The 25,184-nt window shown below is 73.1% G+C and carries 30 protein-coding genes; 14 read left to right on the top strand and 16 right to left on the bottom strand.

Annotated features, from left to right (window positions below):
• Position 1 precedes the first annotated feature (1 nt).
• The 4 genes from QI554_RS16380 to QI554_RS16365 form a co-directional block, all read right to left on the bottom strand.
• Positions 2–835, bottom strand: a complete 834-nt coding sequence (locus QI554_RS16380; RefSeq protein ID WP_281470702.1) for a hypothetical protein — start codon at positions 833–835, stop codon at positions 2–4.
• 22 nt (positions 836–857) lie between these two features.
• The gene (locus QI554_RS16375) at positions 858–1,511 is read right to left on the bottom strand and encodes a potassium channel family protein (RefSeq protein ID WP_281470701.1); all 654 of its coding nucleotides are present in this window, start codon (positions 1,509–1,511) and stop codon (positions 858–860) included.
• On the bottom strand, positions 1,508–2,446 hold the full coding sequence (locus QI554_RS16370; RefSeq protein WP_281470700.1) for a YhjD/YihY/BrkB family envelope integrity protein: 939 nt from the start codon (positions 2,444–2,446) through the stop codon (positions 1,508–1,510). The genes QI554_RS16375 and QI554_RS16370 overlap by 4 nt, the downstream gene beginning before the upstream one ends.
• A gap of 219 nt (positions 2,447–2,665) precedes the next feature.
• Entirely contained in the window at positions 2,666–3,139 is a 474-nt protein-coding gene (locus tag QI554_RS16365; RefSeq protein WP_281470699.1) for an Lrp/AsnC family transcriptional regulator, read from the bottom strand.
• A gap of 94 nt (positions 3,140–3,233) precedes the next feature.
• Between QI554_RS16365 and QI554_RS16360 the strand changes: the two genes are divergently transcribed.
• From QI554_RS16360 to QI554_RS16345, 4 genes are all read left to right on the top strand, one after another.
• The gene (locus QI554_RS16360) at positions 3,234–4,034 is read left to right on the top strand and encodes an LLM class flavin-dependent oxidoreductase (protein WP_281470698.1); all 801 of its coding nucleotides are present in this window, start codon (positions 3,234–3,236) and stop codon (positions 4,032–4,034) included.
• Entirely contained in the window at positions 4,031–4,462 is a 432-nt protein-coding gene (locus tag QI554_RS16355) for a nucleoside deaminase (RefSeq protein WP_281470697.1), read from the top strand. Before QI554_RS16360 ends, QI554_RS16355 begins: the two co-directional genes overlap by 4 nt.
• A gap of 262 nt (positions 4,463–4,724) precedes the next feature.
• Positions 4,725–5,738 (top strand): GlxA family transcriptional regulator, encoded by a 1,014-nt coding sequence (locus tag QI554_RS16350; protein ID WP_281470696.1) that lies wholly within the window; start codon positions 4,725–4,727, stop codon positions 5,736–5,738.
• 155 nt (positions 5,739–5,893) lie between these two features.
• Positions 5,894–6,523, top strand: coding sequence for an isochorismatase family protein (locus QI554_RS16345; RefSeq protein ID WP_281470695.1), 630 nt, complete (start codon positions 5,894–5,896; stop codon positions 6,521–6,523).
• A 403-nt stretch (positions 6,524–6,926) separates the two neighbouring features.
• Here QI554_RS16345 and QI554_RS16340 read toward each other — a convergent pair whose 3' ends face one another.
• On the bottom strand, positions 6,927–7,529 hold the full coding sequence (locus QI554_RS16340) for a DUF6461 domain-containing protein (protein WP_281470694.1): 603 nt from the start codon (positions 7,527–7,529) through the stop codon (positions 6,927–6,929).
• Between the two features lie 269 nt (positions 7,530–7,798).
• Between QI554_RS16340 and QI554_RS16335 the strand changes: the two genes are divergently transcribed.
• Positions 7,799–8,215, top strand: a complete 417-nt coding sequence (locus QI554_RS16335; RefSeq protein ID WP_281470693.1) for a hypothetical protein — start codon at positions 7,799–7,801, stop codon at positions 8,213–8,215.
• Positions 8,216–8,332: 117 nt separating this feature from the next.
• Here QI554_RS16335 and QI554_RS16330 read toward each other — a convergent pair whose 3' ends face one another.
• Entirely contained in the window at positions 8,333–8,839 is a 507-nt protein-coding gene (locus QI554_RS16330) for a DUF1877 family protein (RefSeq protein ID WP_281470692.1), read from the bottom strand.
• A 163-nt stretch (positions 8,840–9,002) separates the two neighbouring features.
• On the opposite strand from QI554_RS16330, the gene QI554_RS16325 reads away from it, so the two are divergent.
• Positions 9,003–10,730 carry a protein kinase domain-containing protein gene (locus QI554_RS16325; protein ID WP_281470758.1) on the top strand — a complete coding sequence of 576 codons (1,728 nt, stop codon included), beginning with the start codon at positions 9,003–9,005 and terminating at the stop codon, positions 10,728–10,730.
• A 372-nt stretch (positions 10,731–11,102) separates the two neighbouring features.
• Here QI554_RS16325 and QI554_RS16320 read toward each other — a convergent pair whose 3' ends face one another.
• Together QI554_RS16320 and QI554_RS16315 are read right to left on the bottom strand one after the other, a co-directional pair.
• Entirely contained in the window at positions 11,103–11,360 is a 258-nt protein-coding gene (locus tag QI554_RS16320) for a hypothetical protein (RefSeq protein ID WP_281470691.1), read from the bottom strand.
• A 132-nt stretch (positions 11,361–11,492) separates the two neighbouring features.
• Positions 11,493–11,696: a DUF6882 domain-containing protein gene (locus QI554_RS16315; RefSeq protein WP_281470690.1), complete on the bottom strand. Its 204-nt coding sequence runs from the start codon at positions 11,694–11,696 to the stop codon at positions 11,493–11,495.
• A 178-nt stretch (positions 11,697–11,874) separates the two neighbouring features.
• Here QI554_RS16315 and QI554_RS16310 point away from each other — a divergent pair, with 178 nt between their 5' ends.
• On the top strand, positions 11,875–12,495 hold the full coding sequence (locus QI554_RS16310) for a LysE family translocator (RefSeq protein ID WP_281470689.1): 621 nt from the start codon (positions 11,875–11,877) through the stop codon (positions 12,493–12,495).
• A 209-nt stretch (positions 12,496–12,704) separates the two neighbouring features.
• Here QI554_RS16310 and QI554_RS16305 read toward each other — a convergent pair whose 3' ends face one another.
• Both QI554_RS16305 and QI554_RS16300 read right to left on the bottom strand, forming a co-directional pair.
• Positions 12,705–13,094 carry a putative antibiotic biosynthesis monooxygenase gene (locus QI554_RS16305; protein WP_281470688.1) on the bottom strand — a complete coding sequence of 130 codons (390 nt, stop codon included), beginning with the start codon at positions 13,092–13,094 and terminating at the stop codon, positions 12,705–12,707.
• 136 nt (positions 13,095–13,230) lie between these two features.
• The gene (locus QI554_RS16300) at positions 13,231–13,854 is read right to left on the bottom strand and encodes a nuclear transport factor 2 family protein (RefSeq protein ID WP_281470687.1); all 624 of its coding nucleotides are present in this window, start codon (positions 13,852–13,854) and stop codon (positions 13,231–13,233) included.
• Positions 13,855–14,006: 152 nt separating this feature from the next.
• On the opposite strand from QI554_RS16300, the gene QI554_RS16295 reads away from it, so the two are divergent.
• A complete protein-coding gene (locus QI554_RS16295) occupies positions 14,007–14,894 on the top strand; it encodes a LysR family transcriptional regulator (protein WP_281470686.1) in 888 nt (295 codons plus the stop codon).
• Between the two features lie 40 nt (positions 14,895–14,934).
• Here QI554_RS16295 and QI554_RS16290 read toward each other — a convergent pair whose 3' ends face one another.
• Positions 14,935–15,240, bottom strand: a complete 306-nt coding sequence (locus QI554_RS16290; RefSeq protein WP_281470685.1) for a DUF1330 domain-containing protein — start codon at positions 15,238–15,240, stop codon at positions 14,935–14,937.
• 186 nt (positions 15,241–15,426) lie between these two features.
• Here QI554_RS16290 and QI554_RS16285 point away from each other — a divergent pair, with 186 nt between their 5' ends.
• Complete coding sequence (locus tag QI554_RS16285) at positions 15,427–16,329, top strand: LysR family transcriptional regulator (protein WP_281470684.1); 903 nt, start codon at positions 15,427–15,429, stop codon at positions 16,327–16,329.
• A 230-nt stretch (positions 16,330–16,559) separates the two neighbouring features.
• Here QI554_RS16285 and QI554_RS16280 read toward each other — a convergent pair whose 3' ends face one another.
• Complete coding sequence (locus QI554_RS16280; protein WP_425527990.1) at positions 16,560–16,883, bottom strand: cupin domain-containing protein; 324 nt, start codon at positions 16,881–16,883, stop codon at positions 16,560–16,562.
• A 277-nt stretch (positions 16,884–17,160) separates the two neighbouring features.
• Positions 17,161–19,560 carry an ATP-binding cassette domain-containing protein gene (locus tag QI554_RS16275; RefSeq protein ID WP_281470682.1) on the bottom strand — a complete coding sequence of 800 codons (2,400 nt, stop codon included), beginning with the start codon at positions 19,558–19,560 and terminating at the stop codon, positions 17,161–17,163.
• Between the two features lie 123 nt (positions 19,561–19,683).
• Here QI554_RS16275 and QI554_RS16270 point away from each other — a divergent pair, with 123 nt between their 5' ends.
• Both QI554_RS16270 and QI554_RS16265 read left to right on the top strand, forming a co-directional pair.
• Positions 19,684–20,133, top strand: coding sequence for a helix-turn-helix transcriptional regulator (locus QI554_RS16270; RefSeq protein ID WP_281470681.1), 450 nt, complete (start codon positions 19,684–19,686; stop codon positions 20,131–20,133).
• Positions 20,134–20,143: 10 nt separating this feature from the next.
• Positions 20,144–20,560: a VOC family protein gene (locus QI554_RS16265; RefSeq protein WP_281470680.1), complete on the top strand. Its 417-nt coding sequence runs from the start codon at positions 20,144–20,146 to the stop codon at positions 20,558–20,560.
• Positions 20,561–20,606: 46 nt separating this feature from the next.
• On the opposite strand, the gene QI554_RS16260 is transcribed toward QI554_RS16265, so the two are convergent.
• Positions 20,607–21,386, bottom strand: a complete 780-nt coding sequence (locus tag QI554_RS16260; protein ID WP_281470679.1) for an NAD(P)H-dependent oxidoreductase — start codon at positions 21,384–21,386, stop codon at positions 20,607–20,609.
• 163 nt (positions 21,387–21,549) lie between these two features.
• On the opposite strand from QI554_RS16260, the gene QI554_RS16255 reads away from it, so the two are divergent.
• Positions 21,550–22,404, top strand: coding sequence for a helix-turn-helix domain-containing protein (locus QI554_RS16255; RefSeq protein WP_281470678.1), 855 nt, complete (start codon positions 21,550–21,552; stop codon positions 22,402–22,404).
• 57 nt (positions 22,405–22,461) lie between these two features.
• On the opposite strand, the gene QI554_RS16250 is transcribed toward QI554_RS16255, so the two are convergent.
• A complete protein-coding gene (locus QI554_RS16250) occupies positions 22,462–23,055 on the bottom strand; it encodes a DinB family protein (protein ID WP_281470677.1) in 594 nt (197 codons plus the stop codon).
• Between the two features lie 264 nt (positions 23,056–23,319).
• Here QI554_RS16250 and QI554_RS16245 point away from each other — a divergent pair, with 264 nt between their 5' ends.
• A complete protein-coding gene (locus QI554_RS16245; RefSeq protein WP_281470676.1) occupies positions 23,320–23,601 on the top strand; it encodes a hypothetical protein in 282 nt (93 codons plus the stop codon).
• 185 nt (positions 23,602–23,786) lie between these two features.
• Positions 23,787–24,662 carry a carboxymuconolactone decarboxylase family protein gene (locus QI554_RS16240; RefSeq protein ID WP_343230787.1) on the top strand — a complete coding sequence of 292 codons (876 nt, stop codon included), beginning with the start codon at positions 23,787–23,789 and terminating at the stop codon, positions 24,660–24,662.
• 89 nt (positions 24,663–24,751) lie between these two features.
• On the opposite strand, the gene QI554_RS16235 is transcribed toward QI554_RS16240, so the two are convergent.
• Complete coding sequence (locus QI554_RS16235; protein ID WP_281470675.1) at positions 24,752–25,105, bottom strand: VOC family protein; 354 nt, start codon at positions 25,103–25,105, stop codon at positions 24,752–24,754.
• Positions 25,106–25,184: the final 79 nt, after the last annotated feature.

The following is a 25,184-nucleotide window of genomic DNA, read 5'->3' as shown; positions in this document are numbered from 1 at the left end:
GTCACCGGCTCGCGGCCTCCGCCTGCGCGGCGCGCGTCTCCTCGGTGCGTTCCGGGAGCAGCAGGACCGCGCCGACCAGGAAGCAGATCGCGCCGATCAGGGTCGTCGCGTCGGCGCCGGCCGCATTGCGGACCTGGCCGGTGACCGGGTCGACGTACCCGGCGACGGCGGAGACGCCGAACGCGACGGACCCGACCAGGTTGGCGAGGGTGATCCACCACGCCCAGGACGCCGGACGCCACGCGGCCCAGCCGTGGCACGCCTCGTACCAGGCCAGGACGCTGGAGACGAGGAAGCAGACCGAGCCGATCGCGTCGGGCCGCCACACGTGCTGGTGGGCGGTCGCCGCGGACAGGTCGGCGCCCATCGCGACGCCGGTGCTGACGTTGAAGTACACCGTTCCGACCAGCTGGACCGCGGTGGCCCACCAGTCGATCCGGCCCGGCTGCCACACCAGGACGCGCCCGTGCGCCGGGTACCGCGCCGCCGGGGCGGCGTCGACCGCCTCCCGGTAGGCCAGGAACGACGCCGAGGTGAAGAACAGCGATCCGACGAAGTAGGTCACGGTGTCCCAGCGCGCCCCGACCGCGTCGGAGTAGGCGGGAATCGACCCGACCGCGAACAGCGCCGACCCGACGGCGAACAGCACCGCGATCCACCAGCCGCGGGCGTGCGGCGCCCACCACGTCGACCCGGTCGCGGGCCGCTGGTGCTTGCGGTGCCGCCGCGACCCCCACCGGACCACGGCCCCGTGCGGGCCCACGTGGTCGACGAACGTCACGGCCGCGCCGGCGCCCCGGCCGTGGTGGTGGTCGTGTCGGTGGTGTGTGCGCATCAGCGGTCCTCGTCCACTCGGGTCACGGTCCGGCCCCGTCGTCTCCGGCATCGGTGTCGTCTCCGGCGGCCGTGCCGTCTCCGCCGACGTTGTCGGCGACGCCGCGGCCCGTGCTGTCGCCGGTGTCGGTCCTGGGCAGCCGGCCGCGGCGAACCGCTTCGACGATGACTTTCACGGCCAGACCGAGGATGATCAGGTCGGCGATCATCTGCACGGTGACCACCAGCCGCGCCGTCTCGGTCTTCGCGGTGATGTCCCCGAACCCCACGGTGGAGAACACCGTGACGGTGAAGTAGACCGCGTCGCTGTGCGACAGGGGCTCGCCGAAGCTCGCGGGCGACAGCGCGGCCAGGGCGACGTAGGTGGCGGCGAACAGCAGCAGGAAGAACGGCACGCACGTCGACAGCGCCTCGACGGCCCGCAGCAGCGGGTGCGAGGCCTGGATGATCGCGCGGACCTGGAACACGACCAGCACGACGAAGCCCGCCAGGCCGATCAGGAGCGTGGTGACCACGGTCGGCTGGGAGGCGCGGTCGAACGGCAGCACGTAGTACAGCGCCACCAGCGCGGCGACCGAGAGGGTCACCCGTACGACGCTCCAGGTGAGCCTGCTCGAGGACGGCCGCTGCTGGGCGAGGGCCTTCCCCGCCGTACCGGTGCCCGCGCCGGCGGTCACGATGACGACCGCCGCAGCTTCCTGGCCGCGGCCCTCCACGACATGCCGCGGTCGTGCCACGTCATGCCGGTGGCCGCACCCAGGGTGATCACGACGCCGATCGCGATGAAGAACGACATCAGGGCGAAGACCACCCCGATCGGCCCGTACTTCTGGTCGTACTCGATGACCATGCCGGAGAAGACGAAGTGGAAGACGATCAGCATGCCGAGCCAGTACAGGCCGGTGGCGACCGCGCACGGCACCAGCCTGCGCCAGGGGACCCGCCCGGCCAGCAGGAACCACATGGTGAACCACCAGAACCCGATGAACGCGGCGACGTTGACGATCCACCACAGGACCGGCGCGGCCGAGTAGAACGCCTTGGCCGCCGAGGTGCCGAGTGCGATCCAGCCCGCGACCACGGCCAGCCAGACCAGCGCGCGCAGCCGGTCCCCCACCCCCCGCGGACGCAGTCCGAACGCCACCTGGTACAGCCTCTGGAACGACGTGGCCGCGGCCATCCCGGCGACCAGGAAGAAGACCCACGACAGCCCGGTGACCGCGGAGGTCGTCGCCGACGAGGAGGTGAACAGGTCGCCGACGTCGGTGGCCGCCTGATGGTTCAGCCCCAGCCGCTCCGTCAGCGCCGTCACCGCGGATCGCCCGGCCAGGGCGGCGGTGATGAGCATGAACGGGACGGCGCACAGCAGCAGCGTGGCGGCCAACAGTGTCGCCTGGTTGAGGAAATCCATCCCGGTCAGGCGCTGCTGCAGGTACTCGGCCCAGGACCCCGAATACTTCCTCCTGCCCCAGTCGGCTGCGCGTCGGGCGCGGCGGACGCTCGCCCGGTCGGCCATGTGCCGCCGCCGTTTCCGCCTGTCCTTCGCGGCGTCCCGCGCCTGGTCCGCGTGCTCGTCACGCGAACCTTCGGGGGGCTTGTCCGTCGCCCGCATGCTGGTCCTTCCGGCGATGACCACCCGGGACGGCGGTCAGCTGGAACCCCTCGCGCGGCAACGACACGCATGGATCGGGGTCGCGGTCTCCCTTCTACCGTCGCACGGGGGACCGGGACCGGACACTTCGGACAGGCGCCGCCGCGAGCCCCGCAGCGGCGTCACGCCGCGTCACCGCGGGCGTCGCTGCGGACGTCACCGCGGGCGTCACCGCGGGCGTCACGGCGCGGCTGGCCGCTCCGGGCGATCGGGGCGCTCCGGGCCGCGGTACGGCAGCGTCTGGCTGTACACCACGCTCGTCGTCGTGCTGCCGAACCCGGCCAGCTCGTCCATCAGCACCTCCAGGTGCCCCATCGACGTCGCCGCGACCTTCAGCGTGTAGCAGTCGTCGCCGGTCGTCCGCAGGCACTCCAGGACCTCGCGGCGCTCCGCCAGCAGCCGCCGCAGCGGCTGGTGGTGGTTGCCCGGGTACTTGAGCCGCACCACCGCCAGCACCGGGTAGCCCACCTTCTCCAGGTCCACGACCGCCCGGTAGCCGGAGATCACGCCCTGCGCCTCCAGGCCGCGCACCCGCTCGGTCGTCGCGGACGCGCTCAGGCTCACCCGCCGCCCCAGCTCGCTCAGCGACAGCCGCGCCTCGCGCTGCAGCAGGTCGAGTATCGCCCAGTCGGTGTCGTCGAGATTCACGGCCATCCACGCAATGTATCGGGAGAACCACGGCCGACACCCCCAAGGACCGGGAGAAGTCCGTTCACCGGCGGGGTCCGGCCGGGATAGCTTTCCGATCATGCAATGGGGAGTCAACGTTCCGAACTTCGGACCCGGCACCGACCCCGGCGTGCTCCGCGACTGGGCGCACGTCGTCGAAGGGCTCGGCTTCGACCTGCTCATGGTCTCCGACCACGTCGCCGTCACCCCCGACGTCGCCGCCCGCTACCCCGAGCCCTTCCACGAACCCTTCACCACCCTGTCCTGGCTCGCCGCCCAGACCCGCCGCGTCCGGCTCGGCACCACCGTCCTCGTCCTCCCGTACCGCCACCCGCTCCTCGTCGCCCGCATGGCCGCCAACCTCCAGGCGATCAGCGACGGCCGCCTCGTCCTCGGCGTCGGAGTCGGCTGGGCCCGCCAGGAGTTCGCCGCCCTCGGCGTCCCCCACGCCGGACGCGGCCGCCTCACCGACCAATACCTCGCCGTCCTCCGCGAACCCCTACGCGCGGAAGGCGTCCCGGTCTGGGTCGGCGGCGACAGCCCCGCCGCCCTCGCCCGCGCCGCCCGGTACGGCGACGCCTGGCACCCGCTCCGCCTCACCCTCCCCGCCATGCGCGACGTCCTGGACACCCACCCGCTCCCCGGCTTCGCCCCGCGCATCACCCTGCGCCTCACCGACCGGCCCGCCACCGGCCCCGAACGCCCCGCCGGCACCGGCACCCTGGAACAGGTCCTCGACGACCTCGACCAGCTGCGCCGCCTCGGCGCCGAGGCCGTCGTCCTCGACCCCTACCACGGGGACCCCGAACAGACCCGCCGCCCCCAGGACGCCTGGCGGGACCTGACCGCCCTCTCCACCCACCGGAGGACAGCACCGTGATCACCCCCGCCGACGAGACCCTGCTGCGCCGCGCGATCGCCCTCGCCGCCCACGCCGTCACCCTCGGGGACGCCCCGTTCGGCTCCCTCCTCGCCGACGGGGACGGCGCCGTCCTGGTCGAGGCCCACAACACGGTGCGCCGCGACGACGACATCGCCGCCCACCCCGAACTCAAGCTCGCCCGCTGGGCCGCCCGCGAACTCGACGCCGAGACCGCGGCGCGCACGACGATGTACACGAGCTGCCAGCCCTGCGGCATGTGCACCGGCGGCATCGCCCGGTCCGGCCTCGGGCGGGTCGTGTACGCGCTGTCCAGCGCCCAGTTCGTCGAGCTGTACCCGGCGGGCACGTGGCCGGAGGTGCCGCAGGACGGGCCGGCGCTGTTCGACGACGCGCGGGGGCCGATCGCCGCGTACTACGGGCTCTGACGGTCTCGCGTCCGGCATCGGCGACGGGGCCGTCGGAGGTGAAGGGGCGGGCGGCGTGAGGGTGCCGGACGCGGGGCCCGGCCGGGGCCTTCGCGGTGCCGGCCCGGCCCGGGCGGCGGGTCCCGGGGGGGGGCGGGTCCCGGGGGCGCGCGCACCCGCCGCCCGGGCGTCCCGTCCCACGGCCTCGCCCGCCACCCCCGTGTCCGGATGTGACAGAACACCGTCATTGCCGTCATCCGCGGCGACCCGTGACGATAGGGGCATGCCCAGCACGCACCACCGCAGCACTGCCGGCGGCACCGCCCGCCGGATCGTGATCGCGGTCTTCCCCGACGTCGACCTCCTCGACGTCACCGGTCCCGCCGAGGTGTTCGCGCTCGCGAACCGGGAGACCGGCGGCGCGGCGGGCTACCAGGTCGAACTCGCCGGGCCCGTGCCGGGCGTCGTGGCGACGTCCGCCGGGGTCCGGCTCGTCGTGGACCTCGCGTTCGACGAGGTCGACGGCGTCCTCGACACGCTCCTCGTGCCCGGCGCGGTCGACCTGCACCCGGACGGGCCTGTCGCCCGCATCGACCACGACGTCGTCGCCTGGATCAAGACCGCCGCCCCGCTCGCGCGGCGTGTCGCGTCGGTGTGCGTCGGCGCGCACCTGCTGGCCGCCGCGGGCCTCCTCGACGGACGCACCGCCACCACGCACTGGTCGACCGCGGCGCAACTCGCCGCCGACCACCCCCAGGTCACGGTCGACCCGGACCCGATCTTCGTGCGCAGCGGCAACGTGTGGACGGGCGCCGGCATCAGCGCGTGCATGGACCTCGCGCTCGCCCTCGTCGCCGACGACCTCGGCGAGGACACCGCCCTCGCCGTCGCCCGCCAGCTCGTCATGTACCTGAAACGGCAGGGCGGGCAGAGCCAGTTCTCCGTCCCGCTCAGCCGCCCCGCCGCCGGTCGCCGCGACATCGACGAGCTGCGCGCGTTCATCGCCGACCACCCGGACGCCGACCTGTCCGCCACCGCGCTGGCCGAACGCATGCGGCTCAGCGAACGGCACTTCGCCCGCGTGTTCCGCCAGGAGACCGGCACCACGCCCGCCGCCTACGTCGAGGCCGCCCGCGTCGAGGCGGCGCGGCGCCTGCTGGAGGGCACCGACCAGCCGCTCGACCGGGTCGCCGCCGCGTGCGGCCTCGGCTCCGTCGAGACCCTGCACCGCGCGCTGCGCAAGCAGATCGGCACCACCCCGGCCGCGTACCGGCGCAGGTTCCGCACCACCGCCTGAACGACGGCGGCCCGGGGCCGCACCCCGGCACCCCGGCACCCCCGCACCCCCGCACCCCCGGCCCCCCGCAACCCCGAGTCCCCGGACGCGGCACCCCGCCGCGCCCGCGATCCCCCCTGCCCGCACCCCGGGCCGGCCCGAAGGAGAACACCGCCGTGAACACGCCCGCCACCCCCGCCACCCCCGCCCCGTCCGCGACCCTGCGCGAGGTCGTCGGCCTCGACAACGCACTCCCCCGCCTCGCCGACACCACCCTGGTCCTCATCGACTTCCAGGAGACCTACCGCCGCGGCGTCATGGCCCTCGACGGCGCCGAACAGGCCCTCGCCGCCGGGGCCCGCCTGCTCGCCGCGGCGCGCGCCGCCGGCACCCCGGTCGTGCACATCGTCAACGACGGCGGCGAGGGCACCCCGTACGACATCCACGCCGAGATCGGGCAGATCAGCCCGGAGGTCGCGCCGCGCGACGGCGAACCCGTCGTCGTCAAGCGGGTCCCGAACGCCTTCCACGACACCGACCTCGACAAGACGCTGCGCGAACTCGGCGCCGGCACCGACCTCGTGCTCGCGGGGTTCATGACCCACATGTGCGTCCAGTTCACCGCCCAGGGCGCCTTCTACCGCGGCTACCGCCCCACGGTCGTCGCCGAAGCCACCGCCACGAGGCCGCTCCCGTCCCCCGACGGCACCGTCGTCCCCGCCGCCGCCCTCCAGACGGCGTCCCTGACCACAGTCGCCGACCTGTTCGGCCTGGTCGCCCGCACGGTGAACGACCTCACCGCCTGACGCACCGGGCACGAACCAACGGGCACTGCCACCGGTACGGGCACAGGTCACTCCACAACTCCGTGGATGTCCGGCCAAGCAGATGGGATCGTGGGTTCGACGAACCTGCCGAGCCCGACGGCTCGCCAGGGTTGAGCGGTCGAAGGAGTCACGTGGGCGAACGGACAACGGCTGAACGCCTCCTGCTGGTGACAACGGTCGGCCGGTGGTTCCACCTGCGCGGACCGGTGTTCATCGGCCGTGGACAGGTGTACTGGATCGATCGCGAAACCGACGATCTGTGCGTGGACCGGGGCGACGGCCGAGTGTCACGACATGCCGGGTGGACGTGCCGCTGACGACGCCGAAGTCGCCACGCCACGCGGCTTGACCGCGACAGCGCAAGCGATCGACTCGGCGGCTCCTATTCGCCGACCGCGAAGCGCATGGTCGCGGACAGCGCGGGAACCGCGTCGAAGATCTCCGGAGCGACACGGATTCCGGTGATCGACTCGGCCAAGGCCATCGTCTGCGAGCACCAGAGCAGCGCTTCGTCGTCATCCATGTCGTCGAAGTCGTGGTCGGGATCAAGGCCGACGCGGCGCATGTCGTCGACGAGACGGTCGGGGTGGAGCCCGCAGCGGTCGCTGGGGTCGACGGCATCGAAGTCCGTCCACACCTCGCCGTCGACGACGTGCCGAAAGCGGCAATGGGCCATCACGTTGTAGGTGAGCATCACGACCTCGGTCCCGACCGACAGCCGCTTGACCGCAGTGGCGACGTAGGCCTCGAATCCGTGCCCCTCCACGGCCAGCGTCCACTCTCCCAGGTCGTGGACGTCGACTGGGTCCGCTTCATCCGGCGGAAGCGCCCCCGGCCCGGGTCCGGTCACGGGCTTGGGAGCGGCCAGGCGTCGTAGGACCTCGGCAGGTGCGAGGCGGTGCGTGAACAACAGCGTGTAGTAGTGCGGACGGCGGCCGTCCGCCTCGAACCAGGCATACACATCGGGGTCGGGAACCGTCGGCATGCCACGGAGTATGGCGCCCCGGAGCGACAACGCCCGATCAACCCGAGTGACCCCCGCCGCGCCGACCGCCCGACGCACCCGGTCGGCGTCGACCCTTCCATCGGGCAGACCCTCGTAGCCCGCGACCGGGCCGCCGTCACCGCCGGACTCGCCTTTCCGTGAAGTCAGCCGTCGTCGAAGGCCACGTCGACCGCTGCTGCGCTACCGTCGGGCCGGCCACCCGGCGCCGTGACCCATGCCCCCGAGAGAGTCGAAGGACCCCTGCGCGCATGCCGAACCCGTCGCCAGAACGGACCCTCACCTATGCGCGAGACGTCACCCGCGAAGACGTCCGCGCGCTCGACACGTTCCTCTACCGGCAGCTGGAACGCGTGTCGGACCAGGTGGGCGAGACCGGTGAGACCGCGTTCGCGATGCGGGCCCTCATTTCGCTGGTCTCCAACTCGGCCGCATTCCTGGACGCCCTGGTCCAGGTCGAGCAGCCCGAGGCATGGCAGCAGCGGATGATCGTGACCGAGTGGCAGCGGCTACGAGGCACCGCCAAGGACTTCAACCACTGCGACGGCTATGACCAGGACCGCTGGTGGAACGAGATACGCCACTACGACGCGGCCGAGGAAGCCGCGGAACAAGCGCGCATCCGCCGGATTACCGACGCGGTGGAAGACGACACCGTGAGCCCGTAGGTGCGCCGCAGAACGCCGCCGACATCCCCAGAGCACCACGCTCGGTCGCAGGTCCACAAAACCCGCACCAGAACCTGTGAACGGGAGTCGATTGTCGACCGGAGGCGAAAGGTCGGTTCAGGCGTCTTGGTACGAGATCACCGCGTGGCCGTCCCGTGCAGCTTCCTGGAAGTAGGCACGCAGTTCGAGGAGGCTCTCCGCCAGGTACTCGGCCCAGTCCTCGTTGAACTCGGTGGAGAACAGGAGCTCCTGGGCACGCTCGCGGAGCAGGGGGCGGCGGTCGAGGACCCATCGCTCCAGCGGTGCCCGGCCGAGGAAGTCGGCTGCGGTGCGGACGTCGTCGGGGACGAGGGCGAACAGTTCGACTCCGACGAAGCCGTACTCGGGGTGCTCTTCGCCTTCGCGCAGCAGCGTGCCGCCGAAGAGGGGAAGCTCGGCCGCGGGATTGTCGGGCGCGGCCGTGGTGAGTGTGTAGTGCATCAGCGAGCAGCTGTTCTGCACGCTGATGGCCGGTGGCACGGCAGCGTCCGCTTCGCGCATGCGGAGCACGTCCCGTAGTTCCCGGGGCGACTTCGAGTCGAGCCAGTCGCCGGGGACATGACGCCAGGAGTAGCTGATGCCCACCGGAGACCTTTCGCACGTGAGACTGAGCCGCGCGGCACGGTACACGTCAGGTGGGGTTCGGGTGTCGGGTGGGCGGCACTAGGCTCGGGGCGCGCGGGGGTTGCCGGGGAGTGGGGGCCTCGCGGGTTCTGGGGTGGGGTGCTGCGGCGTGGGTGGGGGCGGGATGGGCGCGTTGGGGGCTGACGAACCGGCGCAGGTCGGGCCTTACCGGATCGAGCGACGGCTCGGGCAGGGCGGGATGGGGCGCGTGTACCTGGGGCGGTCGCCCGGTGGGCGGGCCGTCGCCATCAAGGTCGTTCGGCCCGAGCTTGCCGACGATCCCGACTTCCGGCGCCGGTTCGGCCGGGAGGTCGCCGCGGCGCGCGCTGTGGGCGGGGCGTTCACCGCTGCCGTGGTCGACGCGGAACCCGACGCGGCGCAGCCGTGGCTCGCCACCGTGTACGTCGACGGCATGGCGCTGTCCGACGCCGTCGCCGCCCACGGGCCCTGGCCCGCCGATGCGTTGCGGGCGCTCGGCGCCGGGCTCGCGGAAGCACTGGCCGCGATCCACCGGGCCGGGGTGGTCCACCGGGACCTGAAGCCGTCCAACGTGATGCTCTCCGCGGACGGCCCCAAGGTCATCGACTTCGGGATCTCGCTGGCGTCGGAGGCCAGCGTGCTCACGCGCACCGGCAGCACGGTGGGCTCGCCCGGGTTCATGTCGCCCGAGCAGATCGACGGCCTGCCCGTCGGGCCCGCGTCGGACGTGTTCTCGCTCGGCGCGGTCCTGGCGTTCGCCGCGCGCGGCGAGGGCCCGTTCGGGACCGGCCCCACGCCCGCGCTGCTGTACCGGGTCGTCCACAACAGCCCCGACCTGGGCGGCGTGCCGGAGGCGCTGCTCCCCGTCGTCGCGGCGTGCCTGGCCAAGACCCCGCAGGAACGCCCCACGCCGGACGAGCTCCTGGCCGCGCTCACGGTCACCCCCGATGCGGTGGCGGGGCCGGGGACATGGCTGCCCGCGGACGTCGCGCAGACGATCGCCGCGCGCGGCCGCGCATGGCACCCGCCACAGGGACCGGGCAGCGGACCGGCCGGCGGCCGGACCGTTCCGCCCGGCGCTCCCGCGCACCCCGGCGCGACCGCCACGACGGCGGCCGGTGCGGGCGGGGTGGTGCATGCGGCGGCGACCGTCAGCGGCACGCCGCACCAGGGGAACCTGCCGCCGATCCCGCCGCCGCCCGGGTCCGGGACGCCGCCCGTGCCGGGGCTGGGGCGGGGGCGTCGCGTGGCGGTGGCCCTGGTCGTGGCGGCGATCGCGGCGCTGCTGGTGACGGCGATGGTGGTCCTCGTCGTCCTCACCACCCGCGACGACGGCACGGGCGGCGGTGCGGCCGACCGCGGCAACGCCGGGTCCGCGTCGGCGGCGCCCAAGGCGGCGACCACGCCGTCCCGTTCGGGCGCGCCGGGCACGACGCCGTCGGGCAGCGCCACCACGCCGGGGACCGGCGACGCCGGCGCGGCCACGGCGCAGGACGGCGCGCGGCAGGCCCCGGACGTCAGCACACTCGACCTCGGCCCCGCCGACCGCTTCACCGTCCGGGTCCTGGAACCCGGCACGGGCCCGGCTGTCACGACCGGCCAGACGGTCGTCGCGCACTACGTCGGCTTCCACTACGCGGACCACAGTGTGTTCGACTCGTCGTGGACGCGCGGCCAGACCTTCGCGTTCCGCATCGGCGACAAACAGGTCATCGCCGGCTTCGACGAGGGCCTCCTCGGCCAGAAGGTCGGCAGCCGCGTGCTGCTGGTGCTCCCGCCCGACAAGGCGTACGGCGACACCCCGGCCGACGGCTCCGGCATCAAGCCGGGCGAGACCATCGCGTTCGTCGTCGACATCAAGGCCGCCGCCTGACACCAACCGGGCCGAGCCCGCGGCACAGCGCCGCACCCACGCATGAACCGCGCGCGGCCGTACCGGCGTCCGCCCGGCACCGCCCGCCGACGCAGACCCGGTGTCATCGCGCTGGACCGACGCCACCAGCGGCGCGCGCACGTCACCGCCGGTCACAGCTCGTCCTGGAACCCGCCCCCCGAGCCCGTCAGAGACGTCCGTTCAGCTGTGACGCCGTCACGCTGTCGTTCGCAGGGCCGTTACGGCCACGGGCCCTGCGAACGGAACCAAGCGGGCAGCTGGATCTCCGCTGACAGCCACCGAGCAGGGTGCGCGGAGACCGGAAGTACAGCGGGGGACCGCCTTGTTTCGGGACCTTTCAGGGCCGGGTGTTCAGCCCGTGGCGCTGAAGTCGTTGATGACGTTGCCGTTGACCTGCGACTGGGCGTTGTTCACGGCTTGTCCGACGTTCTGCTGGCTGCCTCCGGCGATGATCGAGTTGTTGATCGAGGTGTCGTCGTTGCAGTTGCCGTTGCCGGCGAGCCCGATGCCGCAGAGGATGTTCGACGCCGTCGCGTTGGGAGTGCCGGACAGTCCGAGTGCCGCCGCGGTGAGGAGCAGGACGGCCAGGGCGCGCTTCGTGGTGTTCATACGACACCAACGACCGCGGCGGAGTCCGGTTCTGCGTCCGGACTGTGTTCTGGCCCGATCCGGCCGCCGTGTATCGACGGGGGCGGTCCGTTCTCGCGTACAAAGCCGCTCTGAAGGTTCGGGCATCGCGACTCATGCCGGGGAGGATGCTCTCGTCGCCCACGCCCACAACCATGTACCCGATCCGGGGCTGAAGCTGCCGAGGATCTGTGCGGGCGCCGTCGCGGTCGTGTCGGGACGGGGCCAGGCGATGACGCCGGTCGTCTGGCCGAGGTCCCAGCGGTCCGCAGAGCCCGGACCCGAGGTCACGTGGGCCTGGGCGAGTTGCTCGATCATGTCTTCGCCCTGCAGCAGAAGCGTGCTCAGGTTGGCCGCTTCTCCGCCGTGACCAGCGTCGTTTCCGGCCTTGGATCGGTGAACACTCCCATGCCGCAGGGGGATTGCGCGGGATACGTTGGCCCAGGGATCTTCGGCGAGTTGCCGCCCTGCCGGTGTCGCATGATCGGAGAAATCGTTGGACGCCCACTTGTTCGCCGCATTTGCGCTGGCCGCTCTGATCATCCAGCTGGTGCCCGGCCCCGGAATGCTGTTCCTCGTCGCGACCGGGATCAGCAGAGGACCCCGAGCCGGGATCGCGGCCGCAGTGGGAGCCGCAATGGGTGTGGTGATTCAGGCGACGGCGACCGCGTTCGGGCTGGCGGCACTGTTCCGAGCGGTGCCGTTGGCTTTGGACGTGTTGAAGATCGTGGGCGCCGGATATCTGGTGTGGCTTGCCGTGCAGGCCTTCCGGGCGCCCAGCTTGACGGTCGGCGCCGACGGAGACGGCCGCGCGGTGTCGGCGGTGCGGATGGGCGCGCGGTCCCTGGTCAACAACCTGACCAACCCGAAGATCGCGCTGTTCGTCGTCGGGTTCCTGCCACAGTTCGTCGACCAGTCGCGAGGGCATGTCACCAGTCAGCTTCTGGTCCTGGGCTTCGCGCTGGCAGTGATCGGTCTGGCGGTGGATGTGGTGATCGGCGCTTTGTCGGGTCGGATCGGGGCGGTGCTGCGCGTTCGCCCGCGGCTCGGGGTGCACCTGAACAGGACCGCCGGCGTGCTGTACGTCGGCCTGGCGGGGCGGCTGTTGGCCGATTAGCCGATCGGTGTCTGCCTCAGGCGGCGTTCGTAGCGACGACGGCCTTGCGGCGGTCCCCCGGCTGGGGGCCGAGGGCAAGCGGTACACCGCGGGACCTGGTCGACCTGGTGTGACGATGCAGCGGACGAGGCGGGGCACATGGTCGTACGCGAGCCCCGCGTCCTCGCCGGCGTGATCATCAGGCGGTCGCCGGCCAGGACCCGTGGACGTCAGCGGCGGCCGCGCCGTACAGCCGCCACTGCGGCCTCCACCGCCGCGACCGCGCGGTTCAGCAGCGGGGCGATCCCGTACACCACGGCGGGGATCACGATGCCGGTGAGGATCAGCGTGCGCACCGGCAGCGGGAGGGCTGCGGTGGGCGGGCCGACGAGGGCCAGGACGACGGTGATGGTCGGGTAGACGGCGAGCCAGGTCAGGACGGCCCGGCGGTGGACCGACGGCTGGCCGCCCGCACGCCCCGCGGTGACGGTGGCGGCGGGGACGTCGTCGCGCGGGCGTTCGGTCGCGGGGGTTGCGGTGGTGGGGGTTGCGGTGGTGGGGCGGGCGGTGCCGCCGGTGGTCGTCGGGGTCTCGGCGGGCGCGAAGGCGGTGGCGGGCACGGCGTGGTCTCCCTGAGGTGAAAGGGCTTGCTGGCGAGCGGGGTGACGGCCGGTCAGGCCGGTCGTCGGGCCGGGGCCCGGGCCGGGGCCGGGCGCGGGCGGGCGGCAGGGGGCCCGGCCGCGCCCTCCGGGGCGGTCATGCGGCGGCGAGGCCGAGCGCCCAGTCGCCGGTGTGGACGCGGGCGAGCAGCAGCGAGTCCTCGAAGATCCGGTACGAGGTGACGCGGCCGCCCGCGGTGGTGAACCGCATGACGAACTCGTCGTCGAGGAGCTGCTGCGACGGGCGGAACCGGTACGCGAACCGCCCGTGCACGTAGACCGCCGTCACGCCGTCCGACGCGTCGCCGGCGGTGTGCGCGTGGGCGTGCACGACCTCGAACGACAGCGGCTCGGTGGCGGCGAACAGCGGGGCGAAGAACCCGTCGGCGAGGGTGTCGCGGCCGTGCCGCAGCCCGGCCCACGGGACGATCGCCGGGTCGCCCGGGATGTTCCACTCGGCGTCCTCGGCGACCAGCGCGGTGAGCCCGGCCAGGTCGCGGGCGCCGAACGCGGCGAAGAACGCGTTCACGGTGGCGTCCGGCGTCGGCCCGGCCGGCCCGGCCGGCCCGCCGGCCCCGCCGGTTCCGTCGGTCCCGGCGTCGCTGTCCACCGGGCCGTACGCCTGACCGTTCACTGCGGTGTCGGCGTCGGCGCGGGCGGCGGACGCGGCCGGGACGGCGGCGGCGGTGGTCAGGGCGTTGGTGCTGGCGGTGGTCTTCACGGCGAACTCTCCCGGTTCCGCGGGCCGGTGCGGGGCTGCTCCCCTCACCGCGTGCCTTGATCCTGGCCCGCCCGCCACCACCGTTTGCCTTTCAAGCATCACCGGGTATCGTTCCCATGCCTCACAGGCATACAAGAACGGAGTGGTGCCCGGTGGAGCTGCGCCTGCTCGCCTACGTCGTCGCGATCGCCGAGGCCGGCACCGTCAGCGGCGCCGCCCGCGCCCTCGGCCTCACCCAGCCGACCCTGTCCCGGCAGCTCCGCGACCTGGAACACCGCCTCGACACACCCCTGTTCGAACGCGAGGGCCGCGCCCTCGTCCCCACCCCCGCCGGCGCCGCGCTCGTCGACCGCGCCCGCCGCGTCCTGACCGAGGCCGAGTCCCTCTTCGACGACGTACGCCTCGCCGCGCAGGGCCGCTCCGGAACCCTCACCGTCACCTTCGCCGGCTCCGGCATCAACGGCCCGCTCGGCCCGACCCTCGCCCGGCTGCGCCGCGAACTCCCGCGCGTGTCACTGCGCCTGGTGGAGAGCTTCAACGACGAGGAGATGTCCCAGGGCGTCCTGGACGGCACGTTCGACATCGCCGTCCAGCGGCTGCCCGCCCCCGACCGCCGCCTCGCCGCCCGCCCCTGGTGGCGCGAACCGCTCACCCTCTTCCTGCCGCAGGCCCACCCGCTCGCGCAGGGCCCGCGCCCCCTCCCCGCCGCGCCCCCGGAAGCACTCGGGCGGATCCCGCTCGTGCTGTGGCCGCGCGCGGTGTCCCCGCCCTCCTACGACGAGATCATCGCGCTGTGCCACCGGGCCGGCGTGGTCCCGCGGATCGAGGCGGAGGGCCGCAGTGTGCAGACCGTCCTCGCGCTGGTCGCGGCCGGGTTCGGCGCGGGCGTCCTCGCGGACTCGATGCGGGTGCTGCGCCGCGTCGGGGTCGTCGCGCGCCCGATCGAGGGCACGACGACGGTCCAGCACGTGGTGTGCCGCGCGGGCGACGACAACCCGCTGGTGACACGCTTCCTGGACGTCGCCCGCCCCCGCGACTGAGACTCGGCGACTGAGACTCGGCGACGGCGGGGCCCGCCGGTCAGCCGGTGCCTTCGACGATGCGGAAGTCGCGCTCGTAGCCGTCCGGGAGAGCCGCCAGCGCCTCCTGGTACGCCTCGCTCTCGTATGCCGCGACGGCCTGTTCGAAGCTGTCGAACTCGATCAGGACGGTGCGATACGCGATTCCCGCCTCGTGGGCGACGACTCGACCGCCGCGGGACGGGAGGAGGGCCAGGCTGCGTCCGCCCGCGGCCTGGACGGCCGGACCGGCCAGCGTGTCGTAGGCGGTCAGCCCCTCGGGGTCGGACATGGCGGGGTAGACACTGACCCAGTAGCCCTTGGCCACGGAAACCTCCTGTGTTCGGCCGGACGCGTCCGACGTCGGATCGGCACTCGGATCGATCGATCCCGCCGACGGGTACCGCCGTCGGCTGAATCGCCGTATCCGCAGGCTAGGGCTCGATGTGCGGCCGAGGGAAAGACCGGTACGGGATAAACTCAGAACGGATCGTGATCAATCGGGGGAGGGCGCGTGGCGCCGGACACGGTGAGCCTGCGCTACTTCCTGGTGCTGGCGCAGGAGTTGAACTTCACCCGCGCGGCCGCACGGATCGGTATCGCACAGCCCGCACTCAGCGCCCGGATGCGCCGGTTGGAGGCGGAACTCGGCACGGCCCTGCTGGTCCGCAACACGCGCAGCGTCGTACTGACCACGGCCGGCGCGGCTTTGGCGGAGTCCGCGCCGCCCGCGCTGGCGGCCCTGGACCGGGCATGGGACACCGCCCGGAGCGCGGCGGCAGGCGAACTGGGCACGCTGCGCATCGGATACAGCCTCAGCACCGGGGCCGAGACGGCACCGGCCCTGGTGGACAGGCTGATGCGCGGCAACAGCGGACTCGAGGTCGGCGCGGTCCCGATGGCGACACCGGAGATCTCCCCCGCGGTCGCCGACGGCCGCATCGACGCCGGGATCACCCGCGGTGAACAGCCGGGCCGCGGCGTGCGCCGGTTCCTGCTGCGGCGTCAGCGCACCGGGGTCCAGCTGGCGCGGCACCATCCGCTCGCCGAACACCCGGAGATCGAGATCGCCGACGCGGCCGCGTATCCGCTGCGGCTCCCGGACCGTGCGGCCAACCCCGTGATCCACGACCAGCTGGCCGCACTGTTCCGGGACACCCGGCCACACCCCCGGTTCCACACGCCCGCGGTCTCGTTCGACATGTCCCAGAACGACCTGCGCGACGGGCTCACCCTCGCCCCGGCCGGAGAAGCCGCGGTCACGACACAACCGGCCGGTCTCACCTGGCGACCGCTGCGGGGCGCGCCCGGCCTGACCATCCACCTGGTCCTCCCACGCGAGCAGTCGCCACTGCACCACCGCATCCGTGCCGCCGCCGAAACCCTGGCGCACGAACTGCACTGGCTGCCGGACTGACGCGCAACAGGCCAAGCGAGACGGACGTCCGCGGTGGGGAAGCCGAAGACCTTGCTCCGGCGGACTTCGCGGTGATGACGACGGCGGCGGTCTCGCCGACTCTCCGACACGACCTCGCTACGCCGGCGGACCGGCATCCGATGACGGCCCCGGGTCCGGTCCGAGTCGTACACCGCGGCGACGGCCTCCAGGCACGTTCGCTCCGGAGCACGTGCCTCAGGCCGTGACCGTCAGCCGCGCCCCGTGTACGCCGGCGCGAAGAACACGAGCACCGTCAGGTCCTCGGTCACGTCGTGGAACCGGTGGTCCTCGCCGGCGGGGACGAACAGGGAGGTGCCGGGACCGACCTCGACGGTGCGGCCGCCCGAGGTGAACGAGCCGCGGCCGCTGACGACGGCGTAGACCTCGTCCTCCTTGTGCGGCGCCTGGTCGTCCGGCTGACCGGCGGGGATCGAGTACGTGCCGAAGCTGAGCGCCGGGACGCGCAGGTGCTCCGCGTAGTCGGCGGACCCGTCCGGGGCGGGCGCGAACCGGCCCGCGTCGATGACCTCCATGCCGGCGATCATGCCACACCGCCTCCCCCGTTCGGCCGATTCCCGCGGGCGGCCACGCGCCGGGCGGCGGACGGCAGTTCACCGCCCGCCACCCCCGCACACGCCACCCCTTCAGCGCCCGGCCGAGCCCCGCCTAGCCCCGCCGCGCCCGGCCCCGTTGCTCCCCTCCCGGCCCCTCCCGGCCCCTCTCGGCCCCGCCGCGCCCGGCCGCGCCCCGTCGACACCCGTCACGCCCCGTCGGGCCTGGCCGCCCCTGGCCGCACCCGGCCGCGCCGGCTCACGCCCCCACGTACGCCGCCAGGTGCTCGCCCGTCACCGTCGACCGCGCCGCGACCAGGTCCGCCGGCGTGCCCTCGAACACGACCCGGCCGCCGTCGTGCCCCGCCCCCGGCCCCAAGTCGATGATCCAGTCGGCGTGCGCCATCACCGCCTGGTGGTGCTCGATCACGATCACCGACTTCCCCGCGTCCACCAGCCGGTCCAGCAGGCCCAGCAGCTGCTCGACGTCGGCCAGGTGCAGGCCCGCCGTCGGCTCGTCCAGCACGTACACGCCGCCCTTGTCCGCCATGTGCGTCGCAAGCTTCAGCCGCTGCCGCTCGCCGCCCGACAGCGTCGTCAGCGGCTGCCCGATCGCCAGGTACCCGAGCCCGACGTCCACCAGCCGCTCGAGGATCCGGTGCGCCGCCGGGGTGTGCGCCTCACCCGGCCCGAAGAACTCCACCGCTTCCGCGACCGGCATCGCCAGGACCTCGCTGATGTCCCGCCCCCCGAACCGGAACTCCAGCACCGACGCGTCGAACCGCTTCCCCTCGCACTCCTCGCACGTCGTCTCCACCCCCGCCATCATCGCCAGGTCCGTGTACACGACCCCCGCCCCGTTGCACCCTGGGCACGCCCCCTCCGAGTTCGCGCTGAACAACGCCGGCTTGACCCCGTTCGCCTTCGCGAACGCCTTCCGCACCGGCTCCAACAGGCCCGTGTACGTCGCCGGGTTGCTGCGCCGCGACCCGCGGATCGGCGCCTGGTCCACCGACACCACCCCCGCGCCGGCCGGGATCGACCCGTGCACCAGCGAGCTCTTCCCCGACCCCGCGACCCCCGTCACCACCGCCAGCACACCGAGCGGGATGTCGACGTCCACGTCCCGCAGGTTGTTCGCGCACGCGCCGCGCACCTCCAGCACGCCCGTGCGTTCCCGCACCGACGCCTTGACCGACGCACGGTCGTCGAAATGCCGCCCCGTCACCGTCCCCGCCGCGCGCAGACCCTCCACACTGCCCTCGAAGCACACCTCGCCGCCGCCCGGGCCCGCCCCGGGCCCCAGGTCGACGACGTGGTCCGCGATCGCGATCGTCTCCGGCTTGTGCTCCACCACCAGCACCGTGTTGCCCTTGTCCCGCAGCCGCAGCAGCAGCCCGTTCATCCGCTGCACGTCGTGCGGGTGCAGACCCACCGTCGGCTCGTCGAACACGTACGTCGTGTCCGTCAGCGACGACCCCAGGTGCCGGATCATCTTCACCCGCTGCGCCTCACCCCCCGACAGCGTCCCCGCCGGCCGGTTCAGCGCCAGGTACCCGAGCCCGATCTCCACGAACGACTCCAGCGTCCCCAGCAGCGACCCGAGCAGCGGCGCCACCGACGGGTCCTCCACGGCGCGCACCCACGCCGCCAGGTCCGAGATCTGCATCGCGCACACGTCCGCGATGCTCACCCCGCCGATCTTCGACGACCGCGCGAGCTCGTTCAGCCGCGTCCCGCCGCAGTCCGGGCACACCGTGAACGTCACCGCCCGGTCCACGAACTCCCGGATGTGCGGCTGCAGCGACTCCCGGTCCTTCGACAGCATCGACTTCTGCAGCTTCGGCACCAGGCCCTCGTAGGTCAGGTTCACGCCCTCCACCTTGACCTTCGTCGGCTCCCGGTACAGGAAGTCGTGCATCTCCCGCTCCGTGAAGTCCCGGATCGGCTTCGCCGGGTCCAGGAACCCCGACTCCGCGTACACCCGCACCGTCCAGAAGCTGTCCGACTTCCAGCCCGGAATCGTGAACGCCCCCTCCGCCAGGGACTTCGACTCGTCGTACAGCTGCGAAAGATCGATGTCCGACACCGAGCCCCGGCCCTCGCACCGCGGACACATCCCCCCGGTCACCCGGAACTCGCGCCGCTCCCGCACCGTCTTCCCCGCCCGCTCCACCTTCACCGCGCCCGCACCGCTCACCGACGCCACGTTGAACGAGAACGCCTGCGCCGACCCGATGTGCGGCCGCCCCAGCCGGCTGAACAGGATCCGCAGCATCGCGTACGCGTCCGTCACCGTCCCCACCGTCGACCGCGGATCACCCCCCAGCCGCTGCTGGTCCACGATGATCGCCGTCGTCAACCCGTCCAGCACATCCACCTCGGGCCGCGCCAGAGACGGCATGAACCCCTGCACGAACGCGCTGTACGTCTCGTTGATCAACCGCTGCGACTCCGCCGCGATCGTCCGGAACACCAGCGAACTCTTCCCCGACCCCGACACCCCCGTGAACACCGTCAGCCGACGCTTGGGGATCTCGACGCTCACGTCCTTCAGGTTGTTCTCCCGCGCCCCCACCACCCGGATCAGGCCGTGACCGTCGGCCGCGTGCCCGGCCGTCCCCACACGCCCCGCCGCCCCCGCGTCCGTGCTGCTCACAGGCGTACTCCCTCACTCCCACGCATCCGTCCCGCCGACCGGCGGCCGACCGCCAGGCTATGACCCCGCGCCCGCCGGCCCGCGCTCCCCGCAACCCGGCACGCCTGTGCCACACTCGCCCCTATGACCACCCGGCCGAGCCTGGACGACCTCGTGCGCCTGCGGCGCGCCCGCGACCGCATGGACCGCGAGTACGCCGAACCCCTCGACGTCACCGCCCTCGCCCGCGACGCCCTCATGTCCGCCGGCCACTTCTCCCGCAGCTTCCGCGCCGCCTACGGCGAAACCCCCTACGGCTACCTCATGACGCGCCGCATCGAACGCGCCAAGGCCCTGCTGCGCCGCGGCGACCTCACCGTCACCGAGGTGTGCATGGCCGTCGGCTGTACCTCGCTCGGCTCGTTCTCCTCCCGCTTCACCCAGCTCGTCGGCGAGACCCCCAGCGCCTACCGCGCCCGCGACCACGCCGACGGCGCCCCCATCCCCGCCTGCATCGCCAAGATCCACACCCGGCCGGTCAAGAACACCGCACCGGTCAGGAACGGAGAAGCGTCCCCCGCGCCGCGCCCGTAGCGTGGTCGCCATGAACCTCATGCTTTCGCAGTGCTTCATCGCCGTCGACGACCACGACAAGGCGATCGTCTTCTACCGCGACGTCCTCGGCCTCGAAGTACGCAACGACGTCGGCTTCGAGGGCATGCGCTGGGTGACCGTCGGCTCCCCCGCCCAGCCCGACGTCAACATCGTCCTCGAACCCCCGCTCGCCGACCCCGGCGCCTCCCCCGCCGACCGGCAGGCCATGGCCGAGCTCATGGCCAAGGGCCTGCTGCGCGCGGTCATCTTCTCCACCGACGACTGCGACGCCACCTTCAAGCGCGTCGCCGACTCCGGCGCCGACGTCATCCAGGAGCCGATGGACCAGCCCTACGGCATGCGCGACTGCGCGTTCCGCGACCCGGCCGGGAACATGCTGCGCTTCACGCAGGCCCTCGCGACGTAACGGCACACGGGCCCGCCGCCCCGCCCGGGGGCGGCGGGCCCCGCCGCTAGCCCCGCACGTGCAGTCCGAACCCCGTGCGGCCCGGCCGCTCCAGGCCCTCCTTCAGCCGCAGCGACGGGACCTCGTAGTCGCCGAAGTTCTGGCGCCGGAACGCGATCGGCTCGGTCGTCTCCAGCGCGAGCAGCCGCTCCCGCCACGCCTTCGCCGCGTCCTCGAAACCGCCCTCGGTGATCCTGTCCGTGCCGTGCAGCACGAACGGCGGCAGCACCTCCAGGCCCGGGTAGTACAGGATCCCGTGGTGGATCGGGAACAGCAGGTCCTCGATCGGCCCGTTGATCCCCCGGTCGCTGTAGTGCGACTCCGGGCCCCCGACCGTCACCGACAGCATCGCCCGCCGGCCCCGCAGCGTCCCCTCACCGAACCGCTCGCCGTACCGCGTCTCGTCGTGCACCCCCACCCCGTACGCGAACCGGAACGAGAACACCCGGTCCACCCACCCCTTGAGGATCGCCGGCATCGTGTACCACCACAGCGGGAACTGGAACACCACCGTGTCCGCCCACAGCAGCTTCTCCTGCTCGGCCACCACGTCCGGCGTCAGCGCCCCGCCCTCGAACGCCCCGCCCGAACTCTCCACCACCCGCAGCGGACGCGTGGCGTGCTCCCCGAAGTCCGCCGCGTCCACCACGGCCTTCCAGCCCATCGCGTACAGGTCGCTCACCCGCACCTCGTGCCCCGCCCCCTCCAGGGTCGCCACGGCCAGGTCCTTCAACGCCCCGTTCAGCGAACGCGGCTCCGGGTGGGCGTAGACGATCAGCGTCTTCACGGCAGATTCCTTTCGACGACTTCGACGGCCTGTGTCGCCGCCTGTCGCCGTCGATGCTCGCCCGCCCGCGCCGCCCCGTTCAGGGACGCCGCATCCACCGGACCCGACTTCCTGGTAACGGCAGGACCACCCTCACACCCCTTACCGAAGCCATACTGGGCGCATGGACGATCTCGCCGGCTTCCTCCGCACCCGCCGCGCCCGCGTCGACCCCACCGCCGCCGGCATCCCCACCGACACCCGCCGCCGCGTCCAAGGACTGCGCCGCGAAGAAGTCGCCCACCTCTCCGGCGTCAGCGTCGACTACTACGTCCGCCTCGAACAGGGCCGCGCCACCCAGCCCTCCGCCCAGGTCCTCGACGCCCTCGCCCGCGTCCTCGGCCTCGACGACACCGAACGCGGCCACCTCCACCGCCTCGCCACCCGCCGCCGCCCCCGCACCACCCCGCCCACCGGACGACTGCGCCCCGAACTCCTGCGCGTCCTCCACCTCGTCGCCGACGCACCCGCCCTGATCATGGACCACCGGCTCGACGTCACCGCCGCCAACCGCCTCGCCGGACTCCTCTACGGCCGCCCCATGCCCGGCTTCAACGCCGCCCGCCACATCTTCCTCGACGAAGCCGAACGCGGCCTCTACCCCGAATGGGACCAGTGCACCCTCGACGTCGTCGGACACCTGCGCCTCGCCGCCGGCAAACACCCCGACGACCCGCGCCTCGCCTCACTCATCGGCGAACTCGCCATGGGCAGCGACCGCTTCCGCCGCCTGTGGGCCCGCGCCGACGTCCGCGCCCGCACCCACGGACGCAAGGCCTACCACCACCCCCTGGTCGGACTCCTCGAACTCCACCAGGAGAACTTCGCCCTCCCCGACGCCACCGGCAGGGAACTCATCGTGCTGTCCGCCGCGCCCGGCAGCCCCGCCGAGGACGGCCTGCGCCTCCTCGCCGCACTCGACGACGACACGGAGCACGGGGCGGGGGCGCGCGGGCTGCCGGTCACGCACACACCATGACCCGCCCCCGCCCCCCGGCGCGCCGATCGGAGCGCCAGGGGACGGGGTGACGGCAGGTCAGGAGCCGTCGGCCTTCCGGGCCGCGGCCTCCACACGGGCGTGGTACTCCGCCCACCACGCCCGGTCGTCCGCCGGCAGGTTGCTGTTGTCGGCGCGCAGGCCCGCCGCGCCGTCGACGGTCTCGCGCACGATGTCGGCGTGCCCGGCATGACGGGTCAGGTCCGAGATGACGTGCACCAGGACCCGGTGCAGCGTCACCTCCCGGCGCTCCGGCGGCCACCACGGCACGACACCGCGGGCGTCCAGGTCGAGTTCGGCGATCGTCGCGTCGGCCTTGGCCCACACCTGCCGGTACAGCCCCACGACATCGGCCCGGGACTCGTCCGGCGTCGCCCACATGTCGGCGTTCAGCTCGGCGTCCACGCCGTACCAGACCGGCTCCGGGTCGAACATCGGACGGCCGAACACGTCGCCGAAGTAGCCCGCCTCCACACCGGCCGCGTGCTTGACCAGCCCCAGCAGATTCGTGCCGGTCGGCGTCATCGGACGACGCGCGTCGTACTCGGACAACCCCTCCAGCTTCCACAGGAGGGCGTCACGCGCGGACTGCAGGTAGCGGGCCAGATCGGCCTTCGCCTTCACGTCAACCATGCGCGCCAGTCTCGCACCGCGACACCGCCCCCGCTCCCGCCCCCGCTGCCGCCCACGCCCCCACGCCTCCCGCGCGGCCGCGCGCCGCCGCGCCCCACCGGGAACCCGCGCGGCCCGCGGTCCGTCCAACAGCCGGGCGCGGTACGGTCGTCCGTCCGCGCCGGGACGCCAACACCTCGTAGCCCGGGCGCGGCGGACAAGGCGCGAACAACGAACGGGGGCGTTGCGGTGGGAAACTGCGGGGCGTGCGGCGGACAGGGCCTGATGCCGGTGTACGGGCCGTGCCACGGCTGCGGCGGATCGGGGCAGGGCGTCGGCGACATGGCGTGCGGCGGCTGCGGAGGATCCGGACAGGGACAGCAGATGCAGCCGTGCCCCGGCTGCGGCGGCACCGGCAACCAGGGGACGGCCTCCTACGCCGGCTACCAGCAGCAGGCGCCGCCCCCGCGGATGCCGCGCACGCTCGGCGGCAAGCTCAAGGTCGCCCTGATCCAACTGCTCCCGCTCGCCGTCCTCGGCGGCTACGTGTACTACACCAGCCGCTAGCGACGTCGCGTCCAGGACACCGGGCGGGCCGCGGCCGCACCCCGCCGCGCCTATGCCTTCGAGGCATGGATGAGATGCCTTGTGATGCCCGAAAAGCAAAGAGGGGGCGCGGCCGGGCCAGGATCAAAGCACACCCGGTGCGGGACACCGCCCCGCACCAGCCCGCAGGCACCGGAGCGTCCACCGTGAACACCACCCTCGCCACCCACACCACCGCCACCCGCACCGCCCCCGCCGGCGACAACGCCCGCCGCGCCCGCGGCCTCGACGTCCTGCGCACGGTCAGCGGCACGAACGGCCCGGCCGTCCTCGACTCCCTCGCCGACATCGCCCCCGACCTCGCCCGCTACACCGCCGAGTTCGCCTACGGCGACGTCTACGCCAACCCCCGCCTCACCCCACGCCAACGCCAGATCGCCACCGTCGCCGCGCTCGCCGCCCTCGGCAACGCCACACCCCAGCTCCGCTTCCACATCGACGGCGCCCTCAACGTCGGCTGCACCCGCACCGAAATCGTCGAAGTCATCGTCCACACCGCCGTCTACGCCGGCTTCCCCGCCGCCCTCAACGCCATCGCCGCCGCCCGCGACGTGTTCACCGCCCGCCCCGACACCGCAACCGAAGCCCAGACCGGCACCGAACCCGCCGCATCAGACGCATCGGCCGCCGCGGAAGCATCCGGCGACACCCCCTCGGACCGCCGGGCCCGCGGCACCCGGGCACTCTCGGCCGTCGACGGCCAGGCCGGCGAACACGTCATCGCGTCCCTCGCCGACATCGCCCCCGACCTCGGCGCCTACATCGTCGACTTCGTCTTCGGCGACGTCTACACCCGCCCCGGCCTCGACCTGAAGACCCGCGAACTGGCCACCGTCGCCGCCTGCACCGCCCTCGGCACCGCCGCCCCGCAGCTCAAGGTCCACCTGCACGGCTTCCTCAACGTCGGCGGCACCCGCGACGAAGCCGTCGAGACCATCACCCAAATGGCCGTCTACGCCGGCTTCCCCGCCGCGCTCAACGCGATCACCGTCGCCCGCGAGGCCTTCACCGAGCACGCCTGAACCGACGACACGCCCGCCCCCGAAAACATGCCCCCGGGGCGGGCCCACGCACCGCCGAAACCGGCCCACACACGGAGCCGGGACCTCGTTCAGCCCCGCCGGTGGCTCACCACGTTCACCACGCGCCCGTTCGGATCCACCGCGAAGAACCGCCGCACACCCCACTCCTCGTCCCGCAGCGGATGCACGATCTCCGCACCACTGGCCACGACCGCCGCATACACCGCGTCCACGTCGTCCACCTCGATGCTCATGTCCGCGCGCACCGCCGCCGTCGCGTCATGCGACGCGAACGTCACCTGCGCCGTCGGGTTCTCCGGCGACGCCAACGTCATCACCCAGCCGTGGTTCATCACCTCGACCAGGCCCAGCAACCCGTAGAAGTCGCGGCTCTCCGCGAACCGCTCCGACGCGACATCAGGCACGACACGACGCACAGACATGGCAGCTCCCTCCAGGGCACGGCACAACCCGCCCACCCTGCCACGCCCCACCCACACCACCCGCCGCGCCGCGTCGGCG

Source organism: Yinghuangia seranimata, assembly GCF_029953285.1.
GTDB lineage: Bacteria > Actinomycetota > Actinomycetes > Streptomycetales > Streptomycetaceae > Yinghuangia > Yinghuangia seranimata.
This window is presented reverse-complemented; position numbering and strand designations above follow the sequence as displayed.

Bases quoted from the DNA above. Each gene is read 5' to 3' on its own strand.
- QI554_RS16325 (WP_281470758.1), top strand. From the start codon at position 9,003: ATGGGCGCGTTGGGGGCTGACGAACCGGCGCAGGTCGGGCCTTACCGG.
- QI554_RS16335 (WP_281470693.1), top strand. From the start codon at position 7,799: ATGCCGAACCCGTCGCCAGAACGGACCCTCACCTATGCGCGAGACGTC.
- QI554_RS16265 (WP_281470680.1), top strand. From the start codon at position 20,144: ATGAACCTCATGCTTTCGCAGTGCTTCATCGCCGTCGACGACCACGAC.
- QI554_RS16320 (WP_281470691.1), bottom strand. From the start codon at position 11,360: ATGAACACCACGAAGCGCGCCCTGGCCGTCCTGCTCCTCACCGCGGCG.
- QI554_RS16365 (WP_281470699.1), bottom strand. From the start codon at position 3,139: ATGGCCGTGAATCTCGACGACACCGACTGGGCGATACTCGACCTGCTG.
- QI554_RS16270 (WP_281470681.1), top strand. From the start codon at position 19,684: ATGACCACCCGGCCGAGCCTGGACGACCTCGTGCGCCTGCGGCGCGCC.
- QI554_RS16380 (WP_281470702.1), bottom strand. From the start codon at position 835: ATGCGCACACACCACCGACACGACCACCACCACGGCCGGGGCGCCGGC.
- QI554_RS16350 (WP_281470696.1), top strand. From the start codon at position 4,725: ATGCCCAGCACGCACCACCGCAGCACTGCCGGCGGCACCGCCCGCCGG.
- QI554_RS16235 (WP_281470675.1), bottom strand. From the start codon at position 25,105: ATGTCTGTGCGTCGTGTCGTGCCTGATGTCGCGTCGGAGCGGTTCGCG.
- QI554_RS16370 (WP_281470700.1), bottom strand. From the start codon at position 2,446: ATGCGGGCGACGGACAAGCCCCCCGAAGGTTCGCGTGACGAGCACGCG.
- QI554_RS16340 (WP_281470694.1), bottom strand. From the start codon at position 7,529: ATGCCGACGGTTCCCGACCCCGATGTGTATGCCTGGTTCGAGGCGGAC.
- QI554_RS16360 (WP_281470698.1), top strand. From the start codon at position 3,234: ATGCAATGGGGAGTCAACGTTCCGAACTTCGGACCCGGCACCGACCCC.
- QI554_RS16280 (WP_425527990.1), bottom strand. From the start codon at position 16,883: ATGGAGGTCATCGACGCGGGCCGGTTCGCGCCCGCCCCGGACGGGTCC.
- QI554_RS16255 (WP_281470678.1), top strand. From the start codon at position 21,550: ATGGACGATCTCGCCGGCTTCCTCCGCACCCGCCGCGCCCGCGTCGAC.
- QI554_RS16315 (WP_281470690.1), bottom strand. From the start codon at position 11,696: ATGATCGAGCAACTCGCCCAGGCCCACGTGACCTCGGGTCCGGGCTCT.
- QI554_RS16245 (WP_281470676.1), top strand. From the start codon at position 23,320: ATGCCGGTGTACGGGCCGTGCCACGGCTGCGGCGGATCGGGGCAGGGC.
- QI554_RS16250 (WP_281470677.1), bottom strand. From the start codon at position 23,055: ATGGTTGACGTGAAGGCGAAGGCCGATCTGGCCCGCTACCTGCAGTCC.